The following is a 22,780-nucleotide window of genomic DNA, read 5'->3' as shown; positions in this document are numbered from 1 at the left end:
GGGAGTGATCAACCCACCGGGCGGAGGTCCGAGGTCGTACCCGGACGCGGTCCCCAGTACTTCTCGACCCACCTGTCCGACCCGGCCCGTGGATCGGTCTCGGTGATGTCCCAGTCCACGAAGTCGTAGAGGTCGTGCGACATCTCGACGATGACGTCGTGGAGTTCGAGGGACTTCAGCCATCGCGGCGGGATCGCTGCCGCGCCATCGCGGGCCCCCAGCAGGTTCCCGGCGATCGCCCCCGTGGAGTCCGAGTCGCCGTCGTGGTTGACCGCGATGATCACCGCGTCCTCGAGGTCATCGGCCACGAGTGCGGAGTAGGTCGCGATCGCGAGTGCTTCCTCTCCGACCCAGCCTTCGCCGAGGCGTGCGATCGCCGCGTCGTGGGACAGGCCCGAACCGGCCAGTGCCTCGGCGGCGTCGAGCGCCGCCAGGGTCTCCCCGTGCCCGGCACGAGTCCGGAGAACCCCTTTCGCGACCGACAGCGCGTCGGGCAGGCTCGCCCCGCCGACCAGATCGCGGATCGCGACCGCGAGGACTCCGGCGGGGAGCGACCCGGAGGGATGTCCGTGCGTGAGCGAGGCGAGGGTGGCCGCGAGATCGAAAGTACCTGCGGCAGACCACTCTGCGCGTGCCGCGAACAATCCCACGGGCGCAACGCGCATCACGCCGCCGCACCCCTTGCTGTCGTTGTCGGCGGGCGCGCCGGGACGAGTGGTCACCCGGAGCGCTTCCAGACAGGTGGTGCCGGGTGCGCGACGGTCGTGCAACTCCTGGTGTCCGGACAGCCAACTCGACCTCTCGGCCGTCGCCAGCACACCGTGTCGGGGGTGACCGCCCTGGGTGATGAACCAGCGCAGATAGGCGCGGGCGGTCGTGGCCGCGTAGCAGGAGATTCCTCCCGCACAGTCGCGCGCCCAGGAACGCAGCAGACCCTCCGCGGTGAAGAGCGTCATCTGCGTGTCGTCGGTGACGGTGCCGACACCGCCGTACGCCTCGGCGTACGAGGTGATCCCGGTAGGCCCGAACGCGTCGAGAATCGCATCCCGCGTCGAGAACTCGACCGCTCCGCCGAGGGCGTCGCCGGCAGCCCCGGCGAGTAGACATCCGGTGTATCGATCCATGGTCGCCCCCTAGAGTTCTCCCGGCGTTTCCCCATGGTCACACGCGCGGCCGAAACCTGCTGAACAGCGGACCGGCGGGGTATTTTCGGAGAACCTCGAGACGAAGGGGCCGGTCGGTTCTCTCCCTCATCCCCGATTCACAGCGACGCACACTCGACGAGATCGGTGAACGTCTCGACTTCTCCGTCGGCGACCGCACCGCCAAACGCAGCGCCTTCTGGCTGATGCTCACCCTGTCCGGGATCATCGCGGTGTCCGGAGTCGTCGCCGACAGCACGGCAACGGTCATCGGCGCGATGATCGTCGCGCCGCTGTCGACTCCGATCCTCGGCGTCGGCCTCGGGATCGTCACCGGCCGCGGCCGGCTCGTGCTCGCGAGCCTGGGTTACGTGCTCGCCGGGGTGATCCTGGTGACGATCCTCGGCGTCGTGTTCGCGGAGTTGCTGCCCAATCCGACCAGCGTGCTGTCAAATTCGCAGGTTCTGGGCTGGACATCACCGACGCTCGTCGACCTTCTGGCCGCACTGGCCACCGGCATGGCCGGCGCGGTCGCCATCACGCGTCGCGACGTCGGCGACGTGTTGCCCGGTGTGGCCATCGCCATCTTCCTGGTGCCGCCGCTCGGGGTCGTCGGGGTCTGCCTCGGGTCGGGGGCGCCGTCGCTCGCCTTGGGCGCCTTCGTACTGTTCGCGTCGAACGTGGTCGCGATGATCATCACCAGCCTGGTCGTGCTGACGATCGCGGGCTACGGCCGGGAGGCCGCCGAACTCGTCGGCGGGGACCATCCGAGGCCCCCGCGGCGCCGGGCGTACGCCGTACTGGCCGTCGCCCTCGTCGTCGTCACCGTCCCGATGGTCGCGAACTCGCTCTCATCACTGTGGTCCCGGCAGATCGCGACGGCGGCGGAGTCCTGGCTGGAATCCACCGGAAACGACACGTCCGAGGTCACCGGGGTGTCGTGGACCGGCAGCACGGTGACTGTCAGCGTGCTCGCTCCGCAAGACCTACCGCCGGTCGGCGAGCTCCAGACGACGGTCGACGAGCTCGTGCCCTGGGACCCAGAGGTGGTGGTCGTGCACACGGTCGGCGAACGCGCGACCGCCGGTTGATCGACCACCAACCAGAGGTGACACCGCTCGAACGCACGTGCGAAACTGTGCGGGTGGGCATGAAGTGGATTGGCGGGGACAACGGCCAACCACACCGGCCCGCCTTCGTGCGGGTCGGCCACAAGGCGGTGCTCATCGACCTAGGCGCGCTGTACCCCAACGCACCTCACTTCAACGGCGAGTATCACCCCGACGGGCTGCAGATCCGCTCCGTTCACCTCGGAGTCCTGACCGAATGGGGACGGGACGAGTGGGGCGCCTGGTACGGGAAGGTCACCTACACCATCACCTCGAAGGACCGGCAGGAGAAGGTCACGCACTGGGTACCGTCGTGGGCTCTGCGGCCGGCCGGTGATCCCCCGCCCGGGCGACGGTGACCCTTCGAGGCTCGCTTCGCTCGCACCTCAGGGATCGGGGGTAGCGTCGCTCGCACCTCACGGATCGGGGGTAGCGTCGCTCGCGCCTCAGGGATCGGGGGTAGCGTCGCTCGCGCCTCAGGGATCGGGGGTAGCGTCGTTCGCACCTCAGGGATCGGGGGTAGCGTCGCTCGCACCTCAAGGATCAGCGCGGCGTCTCAGCGGATGAGCGGATCGCGCGGCAACCCGAGGATGCGCTCGGCGATCTGGTTGCGGGTGATCTCCGACGTCCCTCCGGCGATCGACATCCCGCGGGCCCCGAGTATCAGCAGGCCGGCCAGCTTGCCGGGGCCGTCCGAGAACGCGACATCGGGTCCGAGCAGTTCCGCCGCGAGATGGGCACGATCGCTGAGGTGTTCGGCGAGAAGCAGTTTCGTGACGTTGCCCTCGGGTCCGGGGGCGGCGCCGACGACGGACCTGGCGGCGCGACGCAGATTCAGCAGTCGCAGCGCATCCTCGACGGCGAGGAACTCCCCGACCTTCGTCGCCGCCCCCTCGACCCGGTCCCCGTAGCCCTGGACGAGCGCCACCATCTGCTGCACCGCGCCATCGCTGCCCGGTGCTCCGCCGCCGATGCTGACCCGCTCGTTGCCGAGGGTCGCGCGGGCCACGGCCCAGCCATCGTTCGGGGTGCCCACCACGTCGGCGTCGGGGACGAAGACGTCGGTGAAGAACACTTCGTTGAACTCCGATCCGCCGGTGATCTGACGCAGCGGCCGCACCTCGACCCCGGGCGCCTCCATGTCGATCAGCACCGCGGTGATGCCCTTGTGTTTGGGAGCTTCCGGGTCGGTCCGGACCGTCGCCAGGCCGCGGCGACACAGGTGCGCGCCGCTGGTCCACACCTTCTGGCCATTGATACGCCAGCCACCGTCGACGCGTGTGGCCCTCGTGGTGACCGCCGCCGCGTCCGACCCCGCGCCCGGCTCGGAGAACAACTGACACCACACCTCGTCACCGAGCAGCGCCGGCCGTACGAGACGGTCGATCTGGTCCTGCGTGCCCTGTTGGATGAGGGTGAGGATGACCCACCCGGTGATGCTGTAGTCGGGTCGCTTCACCCCCGCCGCAGCCATCTCTTCGTCGATGACGAGTTGTTCGACCGAGTCCGCGGCGCGTCCCCACGGCGTGGGCCAGTGCGGCATCACGTACCCGGTGTCGATCAGCTTCTCCCGCTGCTCGGACTCGTCGGCCGCTGCGATCTCGGCGATGTCGGCGCGCACGCGCGTCCGCAGTTCCTCGGCCTCCGGCGGGAGGTCGAGGCTGTTGGCACGGGTGATGCCGGCCGCGGAGAAGGCATACACATCGTGCGCCGGCCGCTGCCCTCCGAAGAAGGCCTGCAGCACGGTGGCCCGACGCAGGTGCAGGTGCGCGTCGTGCTCCCAGGTGAAGCCGATGCCGCCGTGCACCTGGATGTTCAGTTCCGCATTCCGCGTGTACGTGGGCAACGCAAGCGCCGCGGCCGACGCCGCCACCAGTCCGAGGGCGTCGGCGTCCTCGTCGGCTGCCCGCGCGGCATCCCACACGACCGCCGTGGCGGCCTCCGCGCCGACGAGCATGTTCGCGCAGTGGTGTTTGACGGCCTGGAACGACCCGATGGTCCGACCGAATTGTTCGCGGACCTTCGCGTAGGCGACCGCGGTGTCCAGTGCATCGCGTGCCCCGCCCACCGCTTCGGCGGCGACCAGCGTCCGCGTGAGGGCCAGGGCGGTGGCGGCGAGTCTCGGCAGACGGACGACGGCGGCATCGGTCAACGACACCCTGGCCGAGCGCCGGGTCGGATCGAGGTCGGCCTGCGCACCCACGTCGACACCGGCCGCCGTCGATTCGATCACCAGTACGTCGTCATCGGTGATCAGCACCAGAAGGTCGGCGAGCGGTGCGCCGAGCACCGCGTCGACGACACCGGACGACTTGCCGTCGGACTCGGTCAGCCCCGGGGCGAGTCCGAGACCCGCGGTGATCGTGCCGTCGACGAGTGACCGCAACCAGCGGGCACGCGCCTCGTCGTCGGCACGGGCCAGGATCGCAGAGGCGAGCACGGTGGGCAGGAACGGCCCGGGTGCCACGGCGCGACCCAATTCCTCTGTCACCACGACCAACTCGGCCACACCGAAGCCGGACCCGCCGTACTCCTCGGCGACGTGCAGGCCCAACCACCCGAGGTCGGCGATCTCCTGCCAGAAGGTGGGCCTGGCCTCCTCCGACGCGTCGAGACGATCTCGCGCCTGCGCTCGCACCTTGCGGTCGACGGCGAATTCGCGTACCACCGAGGCGAGTTCGACGTGGTCTTCGGTCAGGGCAATACTCATGGCGACTCCCGGGATCGTCGGTCACCCGATCACACCATCTACCCGGCCCGCGGCGGGCCGCCTTGGGACAAAACGTCCGGGTTCGTCCCATCAGAGCCGGTTGCGATGAACGTCCTCAGGGCCGGTCGCCCTCGGCGACCGGCCGCTCCGGGTCCGACGACCACTGCGAGAACGACCCCGGGAACAAGGACGCGTCGATGCCGGCGACGGCGAGGGCCGCGATCTGGTGCGCCGCGTTGATCCCGGAACCGCAGTACACCACCACCCCGGTTCCGGCCTCCGCGTCGATGCCGACACCCGCGAACCGCCGCCGTAGCTCGTCGGCCGGATGAAATCGGCCGGACGTGTCGACGTTGTCCGCGGTCGGGACGTTGATCGCCCCGGGAATGTGACCCGCACGCGGATCGACCGGTTCGACGTCGCCGCGGTAGCGCTCGGCGGCGCGGGCGTCGAGCAGGTGGTCCGGTCCGGCCGCCACATCGTCGATGGTCGCGACCGGCAGGTGTCCGGCGGTGAGCGTCACCCGACCGGCCCGCGGGCGACCGCCGTCTCCCGTCGTCGTCCGCAGACCTTCGGCGCGCCACGCCGCGAGACCACCGTCGAGGAGTCGCACGTCGGCGACTCCCGCCCAGCGCAGCAGCCACCAGGCCCGGGCGGCGGCAAGATTGCCGGAGTCGTCGTAGACCACCACCGGGACGCCGTCGTCGATCCCCCATCGCCGGGCCGCCTCCTGGAGATCGGCAACGGCAGGCAGCGGGTGCCTACCCCCGACCGGCCCGGAGGGCGGGGCGGCCAGTTCGGAGTCGAGGTCGACGTAGACCGCGCCGGGGATGTGCCCCTCGCGGTAGGCACCCCGGCCGTCGAAGTCGCCCAACTGCCAGCGCACGTCCAACAGGACCGGTGGAGTGGACAGGAGCATCTCGGCCAGTTCGAGCGGGGCGATGAGGACCTCAGCCATGGCGGCGAGGGTACCAACGCACACCGATGGCAGAATTGGGGCAATCCGCCCATGCCCGGGCGCTGGCCATCCGCCGCCCTGTCGTCAACACCCTCAGGAGTCCATCCGTGGCGTTGTTTCCTGCCGTCGTCTTCGGACTCATCACGTTCTGGCTGCACCGGCGCATCGTGCGAGCGACTGCGATGCCACGTCCCTGGTCGATCATCGCCGACGTCGCGCTTGTCGTCCTGTGGGCGCTCGCACTCATCGGCTTCGCCACCGGACGCGTGCTCGACCCGTCGTGGGCGCGACCGATCGGCACCATCGGGCTGATCTGGCTCGCCGCCGTTTTCTACCTGTTCCTGGGCCTCGCGGTGGTGGGTCTCGTCTCGTTCGCCGCGCACGTCATCCGCTCGATCCGGCGTCGCCGTTCCGGCGTGCAGGACACCCCGGCCCTCGCCGCGCGTCGGGTCGGCAAGCTCCGGTTCGCGACCGCCGCGGTCGTGATCATCGCGCTCGGGGTCACCGGCTACGGCGTGTACGAAGCGTCTCGCCCCCAGGTCGTCGACGTCGACGCCACATTCGCGAGCCTGCCCCAGCAGTTCGACGGAACGCGCATCGCGGTGATCTCCGACCTCCACGTCGGTCCGGCCCGCGACGCGTCGTTCACCCAGCGCGTCGTCGACGACGTCAACGAGCAGAAGCCCGATCTCGTCGTCCTCGTCGGCGACCTGACCGATGGCACGATCCCGAACGTTCGCGACACGCTGGAACCCCTTGCAGACCTGCAGGCACCACTCGGTGTGTTCGGCGTCAGCGGCAACCACGAGTACTACGCCGACGACGGCGGCCGGTGGCTCGACGTCTGGGAGGAACTCGGCGTGCGCACGCTGCGCAACTCGCGGGTCCCCATCGAGGTCGACGGCGCGACCATCACACTCGCAGGCATCTACGACGCCACCGCCCCGGAACCATATGAGCCGGACCTGCCGGCGGCCCTGGCGGGATCGTCCCCCGACGACTTCACCCTCCTTCTCGCCCACCAGCCCAAGCAGGCGGTGGAGGCCTCCGATCTCGGCGTCGACCTGCAGCTGTCGGGGCACACGCACGGTGGCCAGCTCTGGCCCATCCGCTATCTGGTGCGCGCCCAGCAGCCGACGATCACCGGGCTCGACCAGATCGGCGACACCGTCATCTACACCACCCGTGGCGCCGGCGCGTGGGGCCCGCCGGTCCGCGTCCTGACACCGCCGGAGATCACGATCCTCACGCTGCGATCGGCGGCCTCTGCCCCCTGAGGTTTCGCGCACACAATCCGTTCCCACTCATCCTTTTCGGTGAGCGGGAACGGATTCGGTGAGCGGGAACGGACCGTCAGCCGTTGATGTCCGACGGATGGGTTGCCAGCGGGGTGACCTTGATCTGCATGTACGGGAACAACGGCAGACCCGAGAGCAGGGTGTGCAGTTCGTCGTTCGACTCGACGTCGAAGATCGAGTAGTTGGAGTACTCGCCGACGATCCGCCAGATGTGCGGCCACTTCCCTGCACGCTGTAGATCCTGGGAGTACGCCTTCTCCCGCGCGACGGTTTCCGCACGTACCTCGGGATCGAGGTCGTCGGGGATGGCGACGTCCATCCGCACGTGGAACAGCATTACTTCGCCGGGTCCAGCACGAAGTCGTAGGAGATGGTGAAGCCGCCCTGGCCGTCGTCCTTCGGGTCCAGCACCAGCTCGGGCTTGACCGCGCTCGCGACGTCGTCGTCGTTGTGCGGGTCGCCCGGGAAGTACAGCTGCGCGGTGAGCTGCTCGTGGCCGGGCGCCGACACCTTGAGGTGCAGGTGCGCGGGACGCCACGGATGCCAGCCGGCAGCCGAGATCATCTTGCCGCACGAGCCGTCGGTCGGGATCATGTACGGCGCGGGTCGGATGGTGGTGATCTCGAACCGGCCGTCGTCATCGACGGTGAAGGTGCCGCGCAGGTTCCACTCCGGGATGCCGGGGGCGAACTGCGAGTAGTAGCCGTCGTCGTCGGCATGCCAGAGCTCGACCGTGGCGCCGGCGAGCGCGGAGCCGTCACAGGAGCGAACCTGACCGGTCCACACCAGCGGATCACCGGGCTCGTCGTCGCGCATCGGAACCGTGCCCTTGGCGCCGAGCTCCGGAGCGTCCGGAACGTAGTACGGGCCCTCGATGCTGCCCTTGTTGCCCTGGCGGTGTTCGGTCGCAACGTCTTCGACGACGTGCTCGACCCACACGTCGAGGAACAGCGGCCACTCGCCGTCCTCGCCGACGTTGATGAGCCACGCCTTGAGCGCGTTGTACTCGTCGTAGGTGACCTTGTGCTTGCGAATGGTCTCGTGCACGCCCGCGAGGACGTCGTTGATCAACATCGACACACGCTCGGGCGGGGTGTCCTTGACGGCCTCGAACGGCGACTTGTCCGCATGGAACCGTTCGGTCGCGGAGGCGCCGGACGCGGCGGCGGTGGCGACTTCCTGGGGATGCTCGGTGGTGGTCATGTCCTTCTCCTTGTTGCTCCGAGTCGTGGGGCTGCCACGAGACGTGTTGTGGGGGTCGTGCTTTCAGTTGTCGGTGCGGTACTTCTCGAGCTTGTCCGGGTCGACCTCGAAGCCGATGCCCGGCGCGGTCGACCGGTGCAGGTGGCCGTCGCGGATCTGCAGCGGCTCGGTCAGCAGGTCGTCGCTCATGTCGAGGAAGTTCGACAGCTCACCCGCGTAGCGCGAGGTCAGCTCGAAGGCGCTGCCGAAGGCGAGAGTGCAGGCGGTCCCGATCTGGCCGTCGATCTGGTTGCCCATGACGACCGGGACGCCGAGACCCTCCGCGAGATGGTGCGTACGCCGCGAGGTGGTGAAACCCGAACGCGCGGTCTTGATGCTGATGGCGGTCGCCGATCGGCCGAGGACCTCGCGGGTGACGTCGGCCGGCGTGGGCACCGATTCGTCGGCGATGAACGGTACCGCCAGCTGTTCGACGAGCCAGCGTCGGCCGAGGACATCCGCTGCGTCGCACAGCTCTTCGGCGAACAGCAGATCGAGGTCGGCCATCTCCCGCATGGCGCGCGCCGACTCGGCCGCCGTCCAACCCCGGTTGCCGTCGACGTACAGTTCGACGTCGCCGCCGAACCGCTCGCGCAGCGCGCGGACGACCGCGGTGTCGAGGGAGGCGGGATGACGTCCGACCTTCACCTTGAACGTGCGGATCCCGTAGGCGTCCACCATCTTCTCGGCTTCGGCGACCATCGCGGCAGGCTCGGCGAAACCGAGCATGTGACTGACCCGCAACCGATCGGTGTACCCGCCGAGCATGTCACCCACCGGAAGCCCGAGAACCTTGCCAAGTGCATCCCAGACCGCCATGTCCACAGCGGATTTCGCAGCGGGGTTGCCGACCGTCCGGGCCATCCGGGCGGCGACCACCTCGCGTTCCAGCAGGGTGAGGCCGACGACCGCGGGCGCGAAGATGCCCTCGATCACGGCGATGATGCCGTCCTGGGTCTCGCCATAGGTGAACGGACGGGGCGGCGCCTCGGCGACGCCGACCACGCCTGCGTCGGTGTGCACCCGTACCAGCACGTGGGTGGCGGCGTGCACCTCGCCGGAGGCGAACCTCAACGGCTTCACATACGGGATGGCGAACGGGATCGCCTCCACAGCGGTGATTTTCACGACTTCTCTCCAGATCGAGCACCCGTCCGGGCACTCAGGGAACGATGGTCGGCGACCCGATCGCCGCCGGCTGCGGTGACGAAGGCCGGATCGGTGTCGATGGCGTCATCCGGGGCGAAGGCTGCGGCGATGACGTCGGCGACCGCCGCGACGACCGGGTCGCCGGATCCCGATCTCCGGGCGAGTGCGACCTCAACGGTGTCGGCGTCGGCGAGGTCGCGCACCACCAGCCCGTCGAGCGGGAGCGAACGCACCGAAGCCGGGAGCAGGGAGACCCCCAGCCCCGCGGCGACGAGGGCCAGCAGCACCGCGGTGCCCGGCGCCTGGTGCGCCCGATGCGGGACGAATCCGGCTGCGCGACAAGTCCGCATCGCGGCATCGTTGACCGCCGAGTCCCGGCTGTCGTAGAGCACGAACGGTTCGTTGCGGAGGTCGGCGACCGAGACCACCGGCTCGACGGCCAGACGGTGATCGACCGAGACCGCGAGCACCATCGGCTCGACGTCGATGACCCTCGTCTCGATGTCCTCGCCGATCGCCGGCGGGCGGAGCACCCCGAGGTCGAGGACACCGGCACGCAGGGCGTCACACTGGCCCGGTGTGAGCATGTCGGACTGGATGCGGAGGTCCACGTCGGGCAACTCCCGTTTGACCACCCGAGCGATGCGCGGGAGGTGGGAGAAGGCAGCGATGCCGGTGATGCCGACCCGGACGACGCCGCTGCGGCCGGCGGCGATCCGACGCACGCCGTCCACGGCCTCGTCCACGCCCGCGAGAATTCGTTCGGCCTGGACCCGAAGGTATTGCCCGGCCGGGGTGAGCGACACCTGGCGGGTGGTCCGCGTGAACAGCGTGACGTCGAGCTCGGCCTCGAGCTGGCGAATGGCGTAGGACAGCGCGGGTTGCGCCACGTGCAACGACTCCGCCGCCTGCCCGAAATGGCAGGTGTCGGCCACGGCGGCGAAGTACCGCAAGTGCCGTAGCTCCATGACCTGCCTCGTCTCGTACCGATCGACACCGCGGCTGTGACCGCGGACACGTCTCACGGTAGAGCGTCGATCCATACATGACAAAGACATAAATTGCGTCGATTGATGAATCAGATCGATCAATCGACTACTGGGTCAGGACTGGTAAATACCCCGGTGTGATCGCCGCCACGTGCTGCCACAGTGCAGAGAGCAGCCCACTTCTGGAGGTACACGACCATGACCGCGTCAGTATCGGAACATCTGAACCACGTGAACTCGGTCCTCGGCGACGCGGTCGTCGACGACCGCGACGCCGGTGTCTACCGCGCCAACCGGCGGATCTTCACCGATGAGGACATCTTCGAGCTGGAGATGAAGCACATCTTCGAGGGCAACTGGATCTACCTCGCGCACGAGAGTCAGGTCCCCGAGCCCGGTGACTACTTCACCACCTACATCGGTCGGCAGCCCGTGGTCATCACCCGCGACAAGAGCGGCGAACTGCACTGCCTGATCAACGCGTGCGCGCACCGCGGCGCGATGATCTGCCGACGCAAGACCGACAACCGCATGACACTGACCTGCCCGTTCCACGGGTGGACCTTCCGCAACGACGGAACGCTGCTCAAAGTCAAGGACCCCGACGGCGCCGGCTACCCGGACACCTTCGACGTCGACGGTTCGCACAACATGACCGAGGTCGCCCGCTTCGACAGCTACCGCGGCTTCCTGTTCGGCAGCCTGAACGACGACGTCAGTTCGCTCGACGACCATCTCGGCGACACGCGCGTCGTCATCGACATGCTCGTCGACCAGTCCCCCGACGGGCTCGAGGTCCTGCGCGGCGCATCCACCTACACCTTCGACGGAAACTGGAAAGTACAGGCGGAGAACGGCGCCGACGGTTATCACGTCACCGCCACCCACTGGAACTACGCGGCCACCACGTCGCGTCGCGGCACCGGCGAGTCGAAGAACGACACCAAGGCGCTCGACGCCGGCGGCTGGGGGAAGTCCGGCGGCGGATACTGGTCCTACCCCAACGGCCATCTGTGCCTCTGGACCTGGGCGGCCAATCCCCAGGACCGCCCGCTGTGGGATTCGCTGGAGCAGCTCAAGGAGATCCACGGCGACGCCAAGGGCGAGTTCATGGTGAAGGGTTCGCGCAACCTGTGCCTGTACCCGAATGTCTATCTGATGGACCAGTTCTCGACGCAGATCCGCCACTTCCGCCCGATCGCCCCGGACAAGACCGAGGTCACGATCTACTGCATCGCACCCAAGGGGGAGAGCGACTCCGCCCGGGCGCACCGCATCCGTCAGTACGAGGACTTCTTCAACGCCTCCGGCATGGCCACGCCCGACGACCTCGAGGAGTTCCGCTCGTGCCAGCTCACGTTCCGGGCGCAGGCCGCGCCGTGGAACGACATGAGCCGAGGCGCCGAGCACTGGCTCACCGGGCCCGACCCCGTCGCCGAATCGTTGGGCATGACCGGGGTGATCTCGGCCGGCGTCAAGAACGAGGACGAGGGCCTCTACCCCGTCCAGCACGGTTACTGGCTCGAGACGATGCGCGCCGCCGCAGCCGCCGAACAACGCATGTCCGCCACCGAGCACTGAAAGGGAAGGTCATGACGAACGTCCACACCGACTCCACTGCACCGACGTCCACCCGAGGCGCCGCCGACGCGACCGAGAAACTCATCACCCAGAACATGATCGAACAGTTCCTCTATCGGGAGGCGCGTCACCTCGACGACCGCGAGTTCGAGAAGTGGCTCGACTGTTACGCCGACGATGTCGTCTACCGGATGCCGGCGTGGGACGACCGGGACCGCCTCACCGAGGACCCCCACCGCGAGATCTCGCTCATCTACTACGGCAACAAGGGCGGTCTCGAGGACCGGGTCTTCCGCATTCGTACCGAGCGGTCGTCGGCGACGTCGCTTCCGGAGCCGCGGACGAGCCACAACATCACCAACGTGGAGGTCATCGACCGGCACGGTGACCTGGTCGACGTCCGATTCAACTGGCACACCATGTATTTCCGGTACAACACCGTCGACCCGTACTACGGGACCTCGTTCTACACGATCGACTTCTCCGGCGAGCATCCGCTGATCCGGCGCAAGACGATCGTGCTGAAGAACGACTACATCCATCACGTCGTCGACGTGTACCACTTCTGAACGGTTTCCCGGCCGCTCAACCCATCTCACTCTCATCGAGGACCCTTTCATGACTGTCACCCCGGAGGCGGGTGTCCGCAACGACACCGGCGACACCGACGCGACCACCCACCAGGTGGCACTGTCCTTCGAGGACGGGGTCACCCGATTCATCACGTGCCGCGAAGATCAGACCGTCGCCGACGCGTCGTACCGTCAGCGCATCAACATTCCGCTCGACTGCCGCGACGGCGCGTGCGGCACGTGTAAGTCGTTCTGCGAGTCCGGCGATTACGACGGCGGCACGTACATCGACGACGCCCTCAGCGACGACGAGTCGGCACAGGGCTATGCGCTGCCGTGTTGCATGAAGCCGAGATCCGATCTGGTCCTGCAGATTCCGGCGACGTCGGACATCGCCAAGACACAGGCGGCCAGATTCACCGGGACCGTCGTCGAGCTCGACCGATTGTCGGAATCCACCGTCCGGCTGGGTATCCACATCGAGAATCGCGGACAACTGGCGTTCTTGCCGGGTCAGTACGTGAACATCGAGATCCCCGGCAGCGATGACGGGCGGGGCAACCCGGTCACCCGGTCGTACTCGTTCGCCAACGGGCCGCACGAGGACCGGCTGATCTTCCTGATCAAGCTGACGTCCGGTGGGGCCATGTCGAGCTATCTCACCGACCGTGCCGCCCGGGGCGAACCGATCGCCTTCACCGGTCCGCACGGTTCCTTCTTCCTCCGCGAGGCGGACCGGCCGGTGCTGTTGCTGGCCGGGGGTACCGGACTTGCGCCGATCTTGTCGATGCTGCGAAAGTTGCACTCCGACAACAGCGATCGCACGGTCCATCTGATCTACGGCGTGTCAACGGATGTCGACCTGGTGGCGGTCGACGAGATCGAGTGGTTCGTCGGGAAACTGCCCGGGTTCACCTGGGATCACTGCGTCTCCGACCCGGCGAGCTCAGCACCCAACAAGGGTTACGTGATGAGCCTGATCGGCCCCGGCCACCTCAACGACGGCGACGTGGCGATCTATCTCTGCGGTCCTCCACCGATGGTGGAATCGGTCCGGCAGCACGTCACACAGGCCGGAATCGAGCCGACCGGCTTCTACTACGAGAAGTTCGCGCTCGCCGCGCAGGGAACCACAGACCTCCCCGCCGGCCCGGATGCGCGCGGCACGACCGGCACAACGAGCGTCGGCGACGCGGCTTCCGACGACATCACGCCGAAATCTTCGCGAGCACAGCCCATCGACGAGCAGACGCACGCCGACGCCCTCCTGTTCGCCCCGGACGCACGGGCGATCGCCGGACAGGAGACGCTCCCGTCCACGGACCTCGACGCATGGTCGGGTCCCCGCCCCGCCGCGACCGAGGACGCCCGCTGGCGAATCGCAGGTCAACTCATCTGGCCCCACGCGTCGGGAGCCCGGGCCGGTGACGTCGATGCCGATACCGTCGCCACGGTGTCGCAGCCCGGGGCACCGGCTCGTTCGATAGCCGGGCAGGAGATGTTCGCCGCATCGGACAGCACTGCGCTCCACACCCACCCCGCACCGACGCGCACACCGACGGGGACTCCCGACCTCGACGCGTCCGCCGCGCCGACCGTCATCGGCTCACATGGATATCAGATCGGTGAGGAGCATCCGGAGATCACCGAGTCCGACGCGCTCTTCGAGGCGCGGGCCGCTCTCGAACTGGGCGCACTGGAGCTGACTTTCGGCCGGTTGTCCACCCAGCAACTGGCGGGTTACCGCCTGCTCGCCGACGCCACGGTGCCCTACGTCGACGGCGACCGGTTCGTCGATTCCGCCGAGTACACGGAGACCAACGCCGCGTTCCACGACTATCTGTTCCTGCTCACCGGCAACGATCACCTCCTCGAGGCCTACAAGGCCCTCGGTGTGAAAGGCCGGATGAGCGAGGTGTTGCGGCACGCGACATGGTGTCACCCACTGTGCGCCCAGGACCACCTCGACATCGTGACCGCGTTCACCTCCGGCGACCACGATGCCGCCCGGGCGTTGATCGTCGCCCATGCCGACCGCTCCAAGCAGACCATGCGACGAGCGATGTCCGACGAGATCGGCTCGCGGCGGCCACGTTTCGTCACCCCGGGGCGGTTCAGCGGCAAGGTCGTGCTGATCACCGGTGCCGCACAGGGTATCGGGGAGCAGACCGCGCGCCGGATCAGCGCCGAGGGCGGACAGCTCGTGCTGGCCGACCGTTCCGAACTCGTCGACGACGTGACCCGCGAACTCGCCGTGACCGGGCCCGGTGCGGTGTCGGCCGTCGCCGACCTCGAGACCTTCGCCGGCGCCGAGGCCGTCGTCCGGCGTGCGATCGACTCCTACGGCCGGGTCGACGTGCTCATCAACAACGTCGGCGGCGCGATCAACTTCAAACCATTCACCGAGTTCACCGACGAACAGATTCGCACCGAGATCGACCGGTCGCTGATGACCACCCTGTTCACCTGCCGCGCGGCGCTGCCGTCGATGGTGCGATCCGGACGCGGCGTGATCGTCAACGTCTCGTCCGCCGCCACCCGGGGAGTCCATCGAATTCCTTACTCCGCGGCCAAGGGTGCGGTCAACGCGCTGACCGCGTCGCTGGCGCTCGAGTACGCCGACCACGGCATCAGGGTTGTGGCCACGGCACCGGGCGGAACCGAGGCACCACCGCGCCGCATCTCACGCGGCACCCCGGAACCGCGCAGCATCACCGAATCGCAGTGGTACCAGGCGCACATCGACCAGACCCTCTCGTCGTCGACGATGCACCGGTACGGCACGCTCGACGAGCAGGCGGCAGCCCTCTGTTTCCTCGCCTCGGACGAGGCGTCCTACATCACCGGGACCGTGCTCCCTGTCGCCGGCGGTGACCAGGGTTGAGCCACCCGGCGAGGCCCTAGTATGGACCGATGATGGTCACCGGCGGGTGTGTCGGCCGCGACCGCGAGATCGAGTTGCTGTCCTCGCGGCTCGATGCCGTGTCGGAGGCAGGTGTGCTGGCCGTCACGGGAGATCCCGGCATCGGCAAGTCGACACTGCTGAGGCACCTGGTCCGGCGGCGATTGTCCGCTCCGACAACCGGTCCCACGTTGTGGGCCGCGGTGTCACCATGGCGAGCGCACACGCCCGGCGCGCTCATCCGGCAGCTGGTACAGGACCGGTCCGACGTCACACCCGCGACCGATACCGTCCCGTCCCCGGACGACCTGCTCGACGGACTGCTCGCAGCGGTCGCGGCTCCCGCGGAGCCATCGAGCGAGATGACGAGTGACATGGCCGCACTCATCGCCATCGACGATGCCGACCTCGCCGACGAGGAGTCCCTGCAGACGCTGGTCTCGCTGACGCGTGAGCACCGGGATCGTCGAATCCTGGTCATCGTCACCATGTCTCGTCCGGGCGCCCGGCTCGTCGGCAGTGCGCTCGAGGAGTTGCGGCTCGACGGCCTGGACGCACAGGGCACGGCGGACATCGCCGCGCAGCGTGGCATCGTGCTGCACCCGTCGATGCAGACGGAACTGGCCCGGCACACCGGCGGTAATCCACGCGACATCGTGGCCCTGCTCGACGAGGTCCCGGCGCTCACCTGGTCCCGCACCGGCGTGGCGCTGCCTGCACCGTCCCACGTCGTCGTCGCGGTCCGAGACCGATTGCCGGACAACGGCACGCCCGCCCGATCGCTGATCGAGGCGCTCGCCATCCTCGACCCTGCCGAACCCCTGGCCACCGCGATCGCCCTCGCCGGGATCACGGACCCGCTCGGCGCCATCGACGACGCGCAGGCAACCGGACTGGTGACGGTCGACCGAGCGCTGACACCCGCAGAGGCGCAACCGCGCCTGGCCGGCCCGCTGGTCCGAGCCGCCGTCCTCGAGGTCCTCGGCATGAAAGCAGTGGGCGAGGCCCACCGCCGGGCCGCGGACACGGTCGACGACCCCGCCCGGCAACTCCATCACCGCGTCGCGGCCACCTCGACCGTCGACGCCACCCTCGCCGACGACCTCGCCGCTCTCGCACGGGCCCGCGGCGCCGACGGCGCGTGGGCCGAGGCCGCCGGGCTGTACCGGCAGGCGGGCCGACTCACCCCCGACCCGTTGCGGCGCGACACCAGGATGACGCTCGCGGTCGATTCGCTACTCGCCGCGGGAGATTGCACAGGCGCCGGCGCCCTGGTCCCGACCGTGGAGAGCCTGCGCGAGACACCCCTGCGCAACGCGACCCTGGCGTACCTCGCCATCCTGCGGGGACGGTCGGCGGAGGCGCAGCTGCGTCTCGATCGTGCGTGGGCGATCGTCAACGTCGAGCGCGAACCCGATGTCGCCGCCCTGATCGCGCAGCGTCACGTCCTGCACAATCTGGTCCGATGTCAGGGCGCCGAACTGGTGGAGTGGGCGGATCGGGCGAACGCGATGGCCGACACCGGTTCCGCCGCACGCGTGGAGGCCGCGGTCATCCGCGGGCTCGGACTGGCGTGGTCGGGACACCCGGACGCCGCCCGTGCCGAGTACGAGACGGTCTCGGAGCGCGTCCGCTACGGCGCGCAGGCGCAGCGCGCGATCATGGGACGCGGCTGGCTGCGCCTCGGTCTCGACGAGATCGACGCCGCCCGCAGCGATCTCGAGACCGCCGTGTCGATGGCACAGCTCGGCGGGTCCACCCGGATCACCCTGTGGGCACTGGCCTGGCTCGCCCGCGTCCAGTTCCTCACCGGCGACTGGGATGGCGCCCTGCGTGGCGTCGAGGCCGGTCGCGCTCTCGCCCGCAGCAGTGGCATCGCGTTGACCACTCCCCTCCTCAACTGGACTGCGAGCCAGATCCATTCGCTGCGCGGCGACTGGGAGGACGCCCACCGGAGTGTGGCACAGAGCAGCACCTCCATCGGCGACTACGAGATCATGCGGATACCCGACCTGCTGGCCCGGGCCCAGCTGGCCGAGGCCGCAGCGGATTACGGCAAGGTCCGACGAGTACTCACCCCGCTGGTCGCAATGACCGAGTCCGTCCCGGCGCTCTCCGAGCCGGGCTTGTGGCCGTGGGTCGACGTCCTCGCCAACGCACTGGTGCTCGAGGGACGACACGACGACGCCGACGATCTGCTGTGTCGCTACGAGTCCCGGTCCGCCGAGCGGGGACACCGATCGTCGGCTGCCCGGATGAAGTACGCACGTGGTCGCCTCCTGGGCGCGACCGGTGACATCCACGGCGCACGACGGACCTTCGAGGAGGGCATCGAACTCCTCGACGGTCTCGGCCTGCGCTACGACCAGGCACGGGTGAACTTCGCCTACGGCCAGACGTTGCGACGCGCCGGCAAGCGCCGCGCCGCGGACGCCGTCATCGGGACTGCCCGCGATCTGTATCTGTCGCTGGGCGCCACCACCTATGTCGAACGCTGCGAACGCGAACTGAAGGCCGGCGGTCTCGCGACGTCTCGTGGCGAGAACCACACCGCCGCAACGGGTGCCGTCGAACTCACGCCCCAGGAGGAGGCGGTGACCGCCCTCGTCGCGCGTGGCCTGTCGAACCGGGAGGTGGCGGCCGAGCTCTACATCTCACCGAAGACGGTGCAGTACCACCTGACCCGGATCTACGCGAAACTCGGCGTGAAGTCCCGCGCCGAGCTGGCGGCCTCGCGCCGGTGAACTCCCGGTTTCAGTCCTCGATCGCGTCGACAAGGCGCCACGACAACGCTCGAGAGGCCTCGATGGTCTCGCCGGTGACGAAGAGATGCAGCGCCCGCCACCGGCCGATGCGCCGGGGCACACTCACGGTGCCACCGGCACCGGGGATGAGTCCCATGGACACCTCCGGCAGTCGGAGCCGAGTGTCCGGTCTCGCGACGACCCGTCGCGCAAACGCGGGAATCTCGATACCTGCGCCCACACAGTGCCCGTGCAGCCGGACCTCGACGCGATCGGCCAGAGCAGCCATCAACCGTCCGGCCCCGCCCCGCGTGCGAACGAGATGTGCCGTCGTCGCGTCGGGCATGTGACCGAACTCGTCGAGATCGCCGCCCGCACAGAAGGAGCTTCCCGCGCCGTCGAGGACGACACGGCGGATCGTGCCGTCGACGACCGCGACCCGCAACGACTCGACCAGTGCGTCGCGCACCGCCGTGCCGTAGGCGTTACGGCGCTCGGGCCGGTTGAGGGTGATGTACAGGGTGTCGTCGACACGATCGAGCAGGACGGGGTCGACCGTCATCGGCGGAAGTGGTCGTCCCTGGGCGCGCCGCGCGGTGAGCCACGCGCCGAACTCGGGGCCCGCCTGCAGTGTCGAGTACGCGAACGACTCGACGTCGATGGCCGGGATCGGTTCGAGGGGCTCGGCGGCTCGGAGCACCTGTGCCGCCACCAGAGCCGCGGTCGGGGTCCGGCCGACCGATTCCAGGAACCGTCCGATCGCGGCTTCTACGTCGTCGACGGCGACGACGGCCCGGTCGTCGCACCCGGGCGCGTACGTGACATCAAGTGCGGCGAGGACGGGGCGCAGCGCGGGGTCCGGCGTCCGTCGAGAAACACCGACGAGGATGGTCTCGGCGGTCGCCGCCCGTTCGGCGGCGCCGGCGATGTCGGTGACCGACCGATCGTCCGCATCGAGGTCGACCACGACAACCGGGTCGGTCAGCGCCGCGTGGTGACCGAAGAGCTCGCCCCCGCCGATGGCCGGTGTGCCCGCCAGATCGGCGATCGAGAGACGGCGACTGCCCATGCCATGACCTCCTGTGTGCCCGTGCAGACGGTAGCATTTCGGCCGTGCACAGCGACGCGCCCCGTGACCCGGTGCGTGCATGGGCAGACAGCGGGATTCCCCACCTGACCGGCCGCCCCGACGGCCCGCCCGTGATACCGATGGGTGACGCCGCGGCCCGGGCACGGGATCTCACCGACCACATCCGGCTGGCCAGCGACGGCGCGGTCGACGTCGACGGGGCCGTCCTGCTGTCCGAACGAGCCGCTCTGACCGGATTCCACCGCCGCGGTGCGGTGACCCTCGGCGGGACGGGACGACTGCTGCCGGCCACCGACGGGTGGGTCGCGGTGAACTGTGCCCGCCCCGACGATGTCGCGCTTCTCGGCGCTGTCGTGGGACGCGACATCGGGAATGATCCCTGGCCGGCGGTCGCGGACTGGCTCGGCGAACACAGCCGGGCCGAGTTCGACGAACGAGCGGCGATGCTCGGCGTCGCAGCCGGTTCGGTGGCCCGCGACGACGAGGTGACTGCCGCCGCGTGCGGTGCCCCGACGCCGACGGGCGACCCGCGTTCGGTCGCGGACATGCTGGTGGTCGACTTCAGCGCGCTGTGGGCCGGCCCGTTGTGCGCGCACCTGCTGGGTTCGGCGGGTGCCCGCGTGGTGAAGGTGGAGACCCCGCAACGCCCCGACGGGGCGCGCAGCGGGAACGCCGAGTTCTACCGGCTACTTCACGGCGGCCACGAGTCCGTCGTCCTGGACCCGGCGGTGGCGGCCGAACGCGGCGCTCTGCATCGGCTCGTCGCATCTGCCGACATCGTCATCGAGGCGTCGCGTCCACGAGCCCTGCGCGGGTTCGGTCTGGACAGCGCGGAGTTCGTGTCGGCCGGCGCCACGTGGATCTCGATCACGGCCGCGGGACGTGGTTCGGAGCGAATCGGTTTCGGCGACGACGTCGCCGCGTCCGCCGGTCTCGTCGCCTACGACCACACCGGGGCGATGTTTGTCGGGGATGCCATCGCCGACCCGTTGGCCGGACTCACCGCCGCGGCTCTCGCCATGAGTGCCACCGACGGCGGTGTGCTGTGGGACGTCTCGATGCGCGCGACCGTGGCCGCGACGGTCGGCGCGACACCCACACCGGCGGCCCGTTCCGACGCCGGGCGATGGATTGTCGACACCGCATCCGGTCCCGCGGTCCTGGCCCCGCCCACGCGACGTCCCACGGCTCGGCACGCACCGCGGTCCGGACGCGACACGTCCGCGGTCCTCGACTCTCTCGGGATCCGGCTGTGAGTCGGCTCGTGATCACGAACGTGACACTCCACGAGGGCATTCGGGACGTGGCGGTGGAGAACGGACAGATCTCCGAGATCGGGGTGGGCCTGCCGACGACCGGCGCCGAGGTCATCGAGGGCCGCGGCGGCGCGCTCATCCCCGGCCTCCACGACCACCACATCCATCTGCACGCACTGGCCTCGGCACGCAACTCGGTCCGGTGCGGCCCACCACACGTGACCGACCCCGAGGAACTCGCGGCCGCACTCGCCACCGCACCGTCATCGGACAATCAGGGATGGGTGCGGGGCGTCGGCTACGTCGAAACCGTTGCCGGACTTCTCGATCTGGCCGCGCTCGACCGATTGCACGCCCGGCGGCCCGTCCGCGTGCAACATCGGAGCGGTGCGGTGTGGTTCCTCAACTCTGCCGCCGCAGCCGCGGTGGACCTCGCGTCCGGAGACCACCCCGGCATCGAACGCGACGAGTCGGGTTCACCGACCGGGCGCCTCTGGCGCGCCGACACCTGGCTGCGCGAGCGACTCGGCGGCGCGGGCCCGCCCGATCTGGCAGGCGTGGGAGCCGAACTCGCCCGGTTCGGTGTCACCGGCGTCACCGACGCGACGCCGGATCTCGCTCCCGGCAGCCTGGCCCACCTGATCGACGAGCACGTCACAGGTGCACTGCCCCAGCGTCTTCATCTCCTCGGTGCCGAGCAGGGGACCCCGCTGCCGCGTCCGACGGTGACCCTCGGACCCCACAAGATCGTGCTCGCCGACTCCGCCCTCCCCGACTTCCCCACCCTGTGCCGCGCCATCCGCGACGTCCACCTCGGGAACCGAGGGGTCGCCGTGCACTCGGTCAGCCGAGAGTCCCTGCTCCTGTTCCTCGCGGCACTCGACGAGACTGGCGGTCACCCTCAAGACCGGGTCGAACACGGCGCGATCATCGCCGCCGAGACCGTCCGCGAACTACGGCGACGAGGCCTCACCGTGGTCACCCAGCCGGGTTTCATCTCCGACCGCGGCGACGACTACCTCGACCGGCTCGACGGCGATGACATCGACGATCTGTACCGGTGCCGCTCTCTCGTCGACGCCGGCGTCACCGTCGCCCTGTCGAGCGACGCCCCATACGGACCCACCGATCCCTGGTCGGTCATCGCGGCCGCGGCCGACCGACGAGCTCCGGACGGGCGCGTCGTCGGACCCGGTGAGCGAGTGGACCACGCCGGCGCCCTGGGCATGTATCTCGCTCCGCCGGAGGCACCGGGGAAATCCCCACGCACCGTTGAGGTGGGCCGGCCCGCCGACCTCGTCCTGCTCGCGGAATCTCTCGAACACGCGCTGACCGACGGATCAGATGCAGTGCGGTGCACACTGATCCGCGGAGACATCGCGTGTCAGCGCTGAGCGGTCACCGCCACCCGGTCGACCACAGGCGCACCGGTCTTGTCCGCAACGACTTCCAGGTCGACACCCGGGGCGTACTCGACGACGTCGAAACCTGTTCCGGCGATGTCGAACACACCGAGGTCGGTGATCACGCGACTCACCACACCGCGGCCCGTCAGCGGGAGCGCGCAACCCTCGAGCAGCTTGGGTTCACCCTTCTTGGAGACGTGGTCCATCACCACGATGACCCGGCCTGCGCCGTTGACCAGGTCCATGGCGCCACCGATGCCCTTCACGAGGGCCCCCGGCACCATCCAGTTGGCCAGGTCGCCGTTCATCGCGACCTGCATGCCACCGAGGACCGCGACGTCGACGTGGCCACCGCGGATCATCGCGAAGCTCGTGGCCGAATCGAAGTACGACGCCCCGGGCAGCACCGTCACGGTCTGCTTGCCGGCGTTGATGAGGTCGGGGTCGACCTCGTCATCGTAGGGAAACGGCCCCACGCCGAGGATGCCGTTCTCGGCGTGCAGGTGAACACCCGAGTTGTCGGGCATGAGGTCGGGAATCATCGTGGGCAACCCGATTCCCAGGTTGACGTAGTCGCCGGGGGTGAGTTCGCGGGCGGCGCGGGCGGCCATCTCGGTACGGGTCCAGGTCAT

General features: G+C 69.1%; 18 protein-coding genes. 9 read left to right on the top strand and 9 right to left on the bottom strand.

What is annotated here, in order from left to right; translation table 11 throughout:
• Positions 1 to 8: 8 nt before the first annotated feature.
• A complete protein-coding gene (locus tag AB4Z55_RS06585) occupies positions 9 to 1,124 on the bottom strand; it encodes an ADP-ribosylglycohydrolase family protein (RefSeq protein WP_369519416.1) in 1,116 nt (371 codons plus the stop codon).
• Between the two features lie 224 nt (positions 1,125 to 1,348).
• Here AB4Z55_RS06585 and AB4Z55_RS06580 point away from each other — a divergent pair, with 224 nt between their 5' ends.
• Both AB4Z55_RS06580 and AB4Z55_RS06575 read left to right on the top strand, forming a co-directional pair.
• Positions 1,349 to 2,233, top strand: coding sequence for a TIGR00341 family protein (locus AB4Z55_RS06580; RefSeq protein WP_369519415.1), 885 nt, complete (start codon positions 1,349 to 1,351; stop codon positions 2,231 to 2,233).
• A gap of 59 nt (positions 2,234 to 2,292) precedes the next feature.
• Positions 2,293 to 2,610 (top strand): hypothetical protein, encoded by a 318-nt coding sequence (locus AB4Z55_RS06575; RefSeq protein ID WP_064571382.1) that lies wholly within the window; start codon positions 2,293 to 2,295, stop codon positions 2,608 to 2,610.
• Positions 2,611 to 2,807: 197 nt separating this feature from the next.
• Here AB4Z55_RS06575 and AB4Z55_RS06570 read toward each other — a convergent pair whose 3' ends face one another.
• Entirely contained in the window at positions 2,808 to 4,961 is a 2,154-nt protein-coding gene (locus tag AB4Z55_RS06570) for an acyl-CoA dehydrogenase (RefSeq protein WP_354561173.1), read from the bottom strand.
• A 115-nt stretch (positions 4,962 to 5,076) separates the two neighbouring features.
• Positions 5,077 to 5,919, bottom strand: a complete 843-nt coding sequence (locus AB4Z55_RS06565) for a sulfurtransferase (protein ID WP_354561175.1) — start codon at positions 5,917 to 5,919, stop codon at positions 5,077 to 5,079.
• A gap of 107 nt (positions 5,920 to 6,026) precedes the next feature.
• On the opposite strand from AB4Z55_RS06565, the gene AB4Z55_RS06560 reads away from it, so the two are divergent.
• Positions 6,027 to 7,196, top strand: a complete 1,170-nt coding sequence (locus AB4Z55_RS06560; protein WP_354561176.1) for a metallophosphoesterase — start codon at positions 6,027 to 6,029, stop codon at positions 7,194 to 7,196.
• Positions 7,197 to 7,272: 76 nt separating this feature from the next.
• Here AB4Z55_RS06560 and catC read toward each other — a convergent pair whose 3' ends face one another.
• The 4 genes from catC to AB4Z55_RS06540 form a co-directional block, all read right to left on the bottom strand.
• Positions 7,273 to 7,554, bottom strand: a complete 282-nt coding sequence (catC, locus tag AB4Z55_RS06555; RefSeq protein WP_004022243.1) for a muconolactone Delta-isomerase — start codon at positions 7,552 to 7,554, stop codon at positions 7,273 to 7,275.
• On the bottom strand, positions 7,554 to 8,420 hold the full coding sequence (gene catA, locus AB4Z55_RS06550; protein ID WP_004022244.1) for a catechol 1,2-dioxygenase: 867 nt from the start codon (positions 8,418 to 8,420) through the stop codon (positions 7,554 to 7,556). Before catA ends, catC begins: the two co-directional genes overlap by 1 nt.
• A gap of 63 nt (positions 8,421 to 8,483) precedes the next feature.
• Positions 8,484 to 9,587: a mandelate racemase/muconate lactonizing enzyme family protein gene (locus AB4Z55_RS06545; RefSeq protein ID WP_369519414.1), complete on the bottom strand. Its 1,104-nt coding sequence runs from the start codon at positions 9,585 to 9,587 to the stop codon at positions 8,484 to 8,486.
• On the bottom strand, positions 9,584 to 10,576 hold the full coding sequence (locus AB4Z55_RS06540) for a LysR family transcriptional regulator (RefSeq protein WP_004022246.1): 993 nt from the start codon (positions 10,574 to 10,576) through the stop codon (positions 9,584 to 9,586). The genes AB4Z55_RS06545 and AB4Z55_RS06540 overlap by 4 nt, the downstream gene beginning before the upstream one ends.
• Positions 10,577 to 10,795: 219 nt before the next feature.
• Between AB4Z55_RS06540 and benA the strand changes: the two genes are divergently transcribed.
• The 4 genes from benA to AB4Z55_RS06520 are packed head-to-tail and all read left to right on the top strand — an operon-like array spanning position 10,796 to position 18,396.
• Positions 10,796 to 12,178 carry a benzoate 1,2-dioxygenase large subunit gene (gene benA, locus AB4Z55_RS06535; RefSeq protein WP_369519413.1) on the top strand — a complete coding sequence of 461 codons (1,383 nt, stop codon included), beginning with the start codon at positions 10,796 to 10,798 and terminating at the stop codon, positions 12,176 to 12,178.
• Between the two features lie 11 nt (positions 12,179 to 12,189).
• Positions 12,190 to 12,747, top strand: a complete 558-nt coding sequence (benB, locus tag AB4Z55_RS06530; RefSeq protein WP_369519412.1) for a benzoate 1,2-dioxygenase small subunit — start codon at positions 12,190 to 12,192, stop codon at positions 12,745 to 12,747.
• Between the two features lie 49 nt (positions 12,748 to 12,796).
• Positions 12,797 to 15,634 carry a benzoate 1,2-dioxygenase electron transfer component BenC gene (gene benC / locus AB4Z55_RS06525; protein WP_369519411.1) on the top strand — a complete coding sequence of 946 codons (2,838 nt, stop codon included), beginning with the start codon at positions 12,797 to 12,799 and terminating at the stop codon, positions 15,632 to 15,634.
• A 29-nt stretch (positions 15,635 to 15,663) separates the two neighbouring features.
• Positions 15,664 to 18,396: an AAA family ATPase gene (locus tag AB4Z55_RS06520; RefSeq protein WP_369519410.1), complete on the top strand. Its 2,733-nt coding sequence runs from the start codon at positions 15,664 to 15,666 to the stop codon at positions 18,394 to 18,396.
• A 10-nt stretch (positions 18,397 to 18,406) separates the two neighbouring features.
• Here the strand turns inward: AB4Z55_RS06520 and AB4Z55_RS06515 are convergent, their stop codons facing one another.
• Positions 18,407 to 19,465, bottom strand: coding sequence for an enoyl-CoA hydratase/isomerase family protein (locus tag AB4Z55_RS06515; RefSeq protein ID WP_369519409.1), 1,059 nt, complete (start codon positions 19,463 to 19,465; stop codon positions 18,407 to 18,409).
• Between the two features lie 44 nt (positions 19,466 to 19,509).
• Between AB4Z55_RS06515 and AB4Z55_RS06510 the strand changes: the two genes are divergently transcribed.
• Positions 19,510 to 20,742 (top strand): CoA transferase, encoded by a 1,233-nt coding sequence (locus AB4Z55_RS06510; RefSeq protein ID WP_369519408.1) that lies wholly within the window; start codon positions 19,510 to 19,512, stop codon positions 20,740 to 20,742.
• Entirely contained in the window at positions 20,739 to 22,136 is a 1,398-nt protein-coding gene (locus tag AB4Z55_RS06505) for an amidohydrolase family protein (RefSeq protein WP_369519407.1), read from the top strand. Before AB4Z55_RS06510 ends, AB4Z55_RS06505 begins: the two co-directional genes overlap by 4 nt.
• Here AB4Z55_RS06505 and AB4Z55_RS06500 read toward each other — a convergent pair.
• Positions 22,127 to 22,780, bottom strand: coding sequence for a 3-oxoacid CoA-transferase subunit B (locus AB4Z55_RS06500; protein ID WP_369519406.1), 654 nt, complete (start codon positions 22,778 to 22,780; stop codon positions 22,127 to 22,129). The genes AB4Z55_RS06505 and AB4Z55_RS06500 overlap by 10 nt on opposite strands.

This window comes from Gordonia sp. ABKF26, from assembly GCF_041103195.1.
GTDB classification, from domain to species: domain Bacteria; phylum Actinomycetota; class Actinomycetes; order Mycobacteriales; family Mycobacteriaceae; genus Gordonia; species Gordonia terrae.
Note: the sequence above shows the minus strand (reverse complement) of the source record. Positions and strands in the feature narration are given on the sequence as shown.

What these genes read in the sequence shown, in the direction of transcription:
- AB4Z55_RS06585 (WP_369519416.1), bottom strand. Translation starts at nt 1,124, where the DNA reads ATGGATCGATACACCGGATGTCTACTCGCCGGGGCTGCCGGCGACGCC.
- AB4Z55_RS06580 (WP_369519415.1), top strand. Translation starts at nt 1,349, where the DNA reads ATGCTCACCCTGTCCGGGATCATCGCGGTGTCCGGAGTCGTCGCCGAC.
- AB4Z55_RS06575 (WP_064571382.1), top strand. Translation starts at nt 2,293, where the DNA reads ATGAAGTGGATTGGCGGGGACAACGGCCAACCACACCGGCCCGCCTTC.
- AB4Z55_RS06570 (WP_354561173.1), bottom strand. Translation starts at nt 4,961, where the DNA reads ATGAGTATTGCCCTGACCGAAGACCACGTCGAACTCGCCTCGGTGGTA.
- AB4Z55_RS06565 (WP_354561175.1), bottom strand. Translation starts at nt 5,919, where the DNA reads ATGGCTGAGGTCCTCATCGCCCCGCTCGAACTGGCCGAGATGCTCCTG.
- catC (WP_004022243.1), bottom strand. Translation starts at nt 7,554, where the DNA reads ATGCTGTTCCACGTGCGGATGGACGTCGCCATCCCCGACGACCTCGAT.
- catA (WP_004022244.1), bottom strand. Translation starts at nt 8,420, where the DNA reads ATGACCACCACCGAGCATCCCCAGGAAGTCGCCACCGCCGCCGCGTCC.
- AB4Z55_RS06540 (WP_004022246.1), bottom strand. Translation starts at nt 10,576, where the DNA reads ATGGAGCTACGGCACTTGCGGTACTTCGCCGCCGTGGCCGACACCTGC.
- benA (WP_369519413.1), top strand. Translation starts at nt 10,796, where the DNA reads ATGACCGCGTCAGTATCGGAACATCTGAACCACGTGAACTCGGTCCTC.
- benB (WP_369519412.1), top strand. Translation starts at nt 12,190, where the DNA reads ATGACGAACGTCCACACCGACTCCACTGCACCGACGTCCACCCGAGGC.
- benC (WP_369519411.1), top strand. Translation starts at nt 12,797, where the DNA reads ATGACTGTCACCCCGGAGGCGGGTGTCCGCAACGACACCGGCGACACC.
- AB4Z55_RS06520 (WP_369519410.1), top strand. Translation starts at nt 15,664, where the DNA reads ATGATGGTCACCGGCGGGTGTGTCGGCCGCGACCGCGAGATCGAGTTG.
- AB4Z55_RS06515 (WP_369519409.1), bottom strand. Translation starts at nt 19,465, where the DNA reads ATGGGCAGTCGCCGTCTCTCGATCGCCGATCTGGCGGGCACACCGGCC.
- AB4Z55_RS06500 (WP_369519406.1), bottom strand. Translation starts at nt 22,780, where the DNA reads ATGACCTGGACCCGTACCGAGATGGCCGCCCGCGCCGCCCGCGAACTC.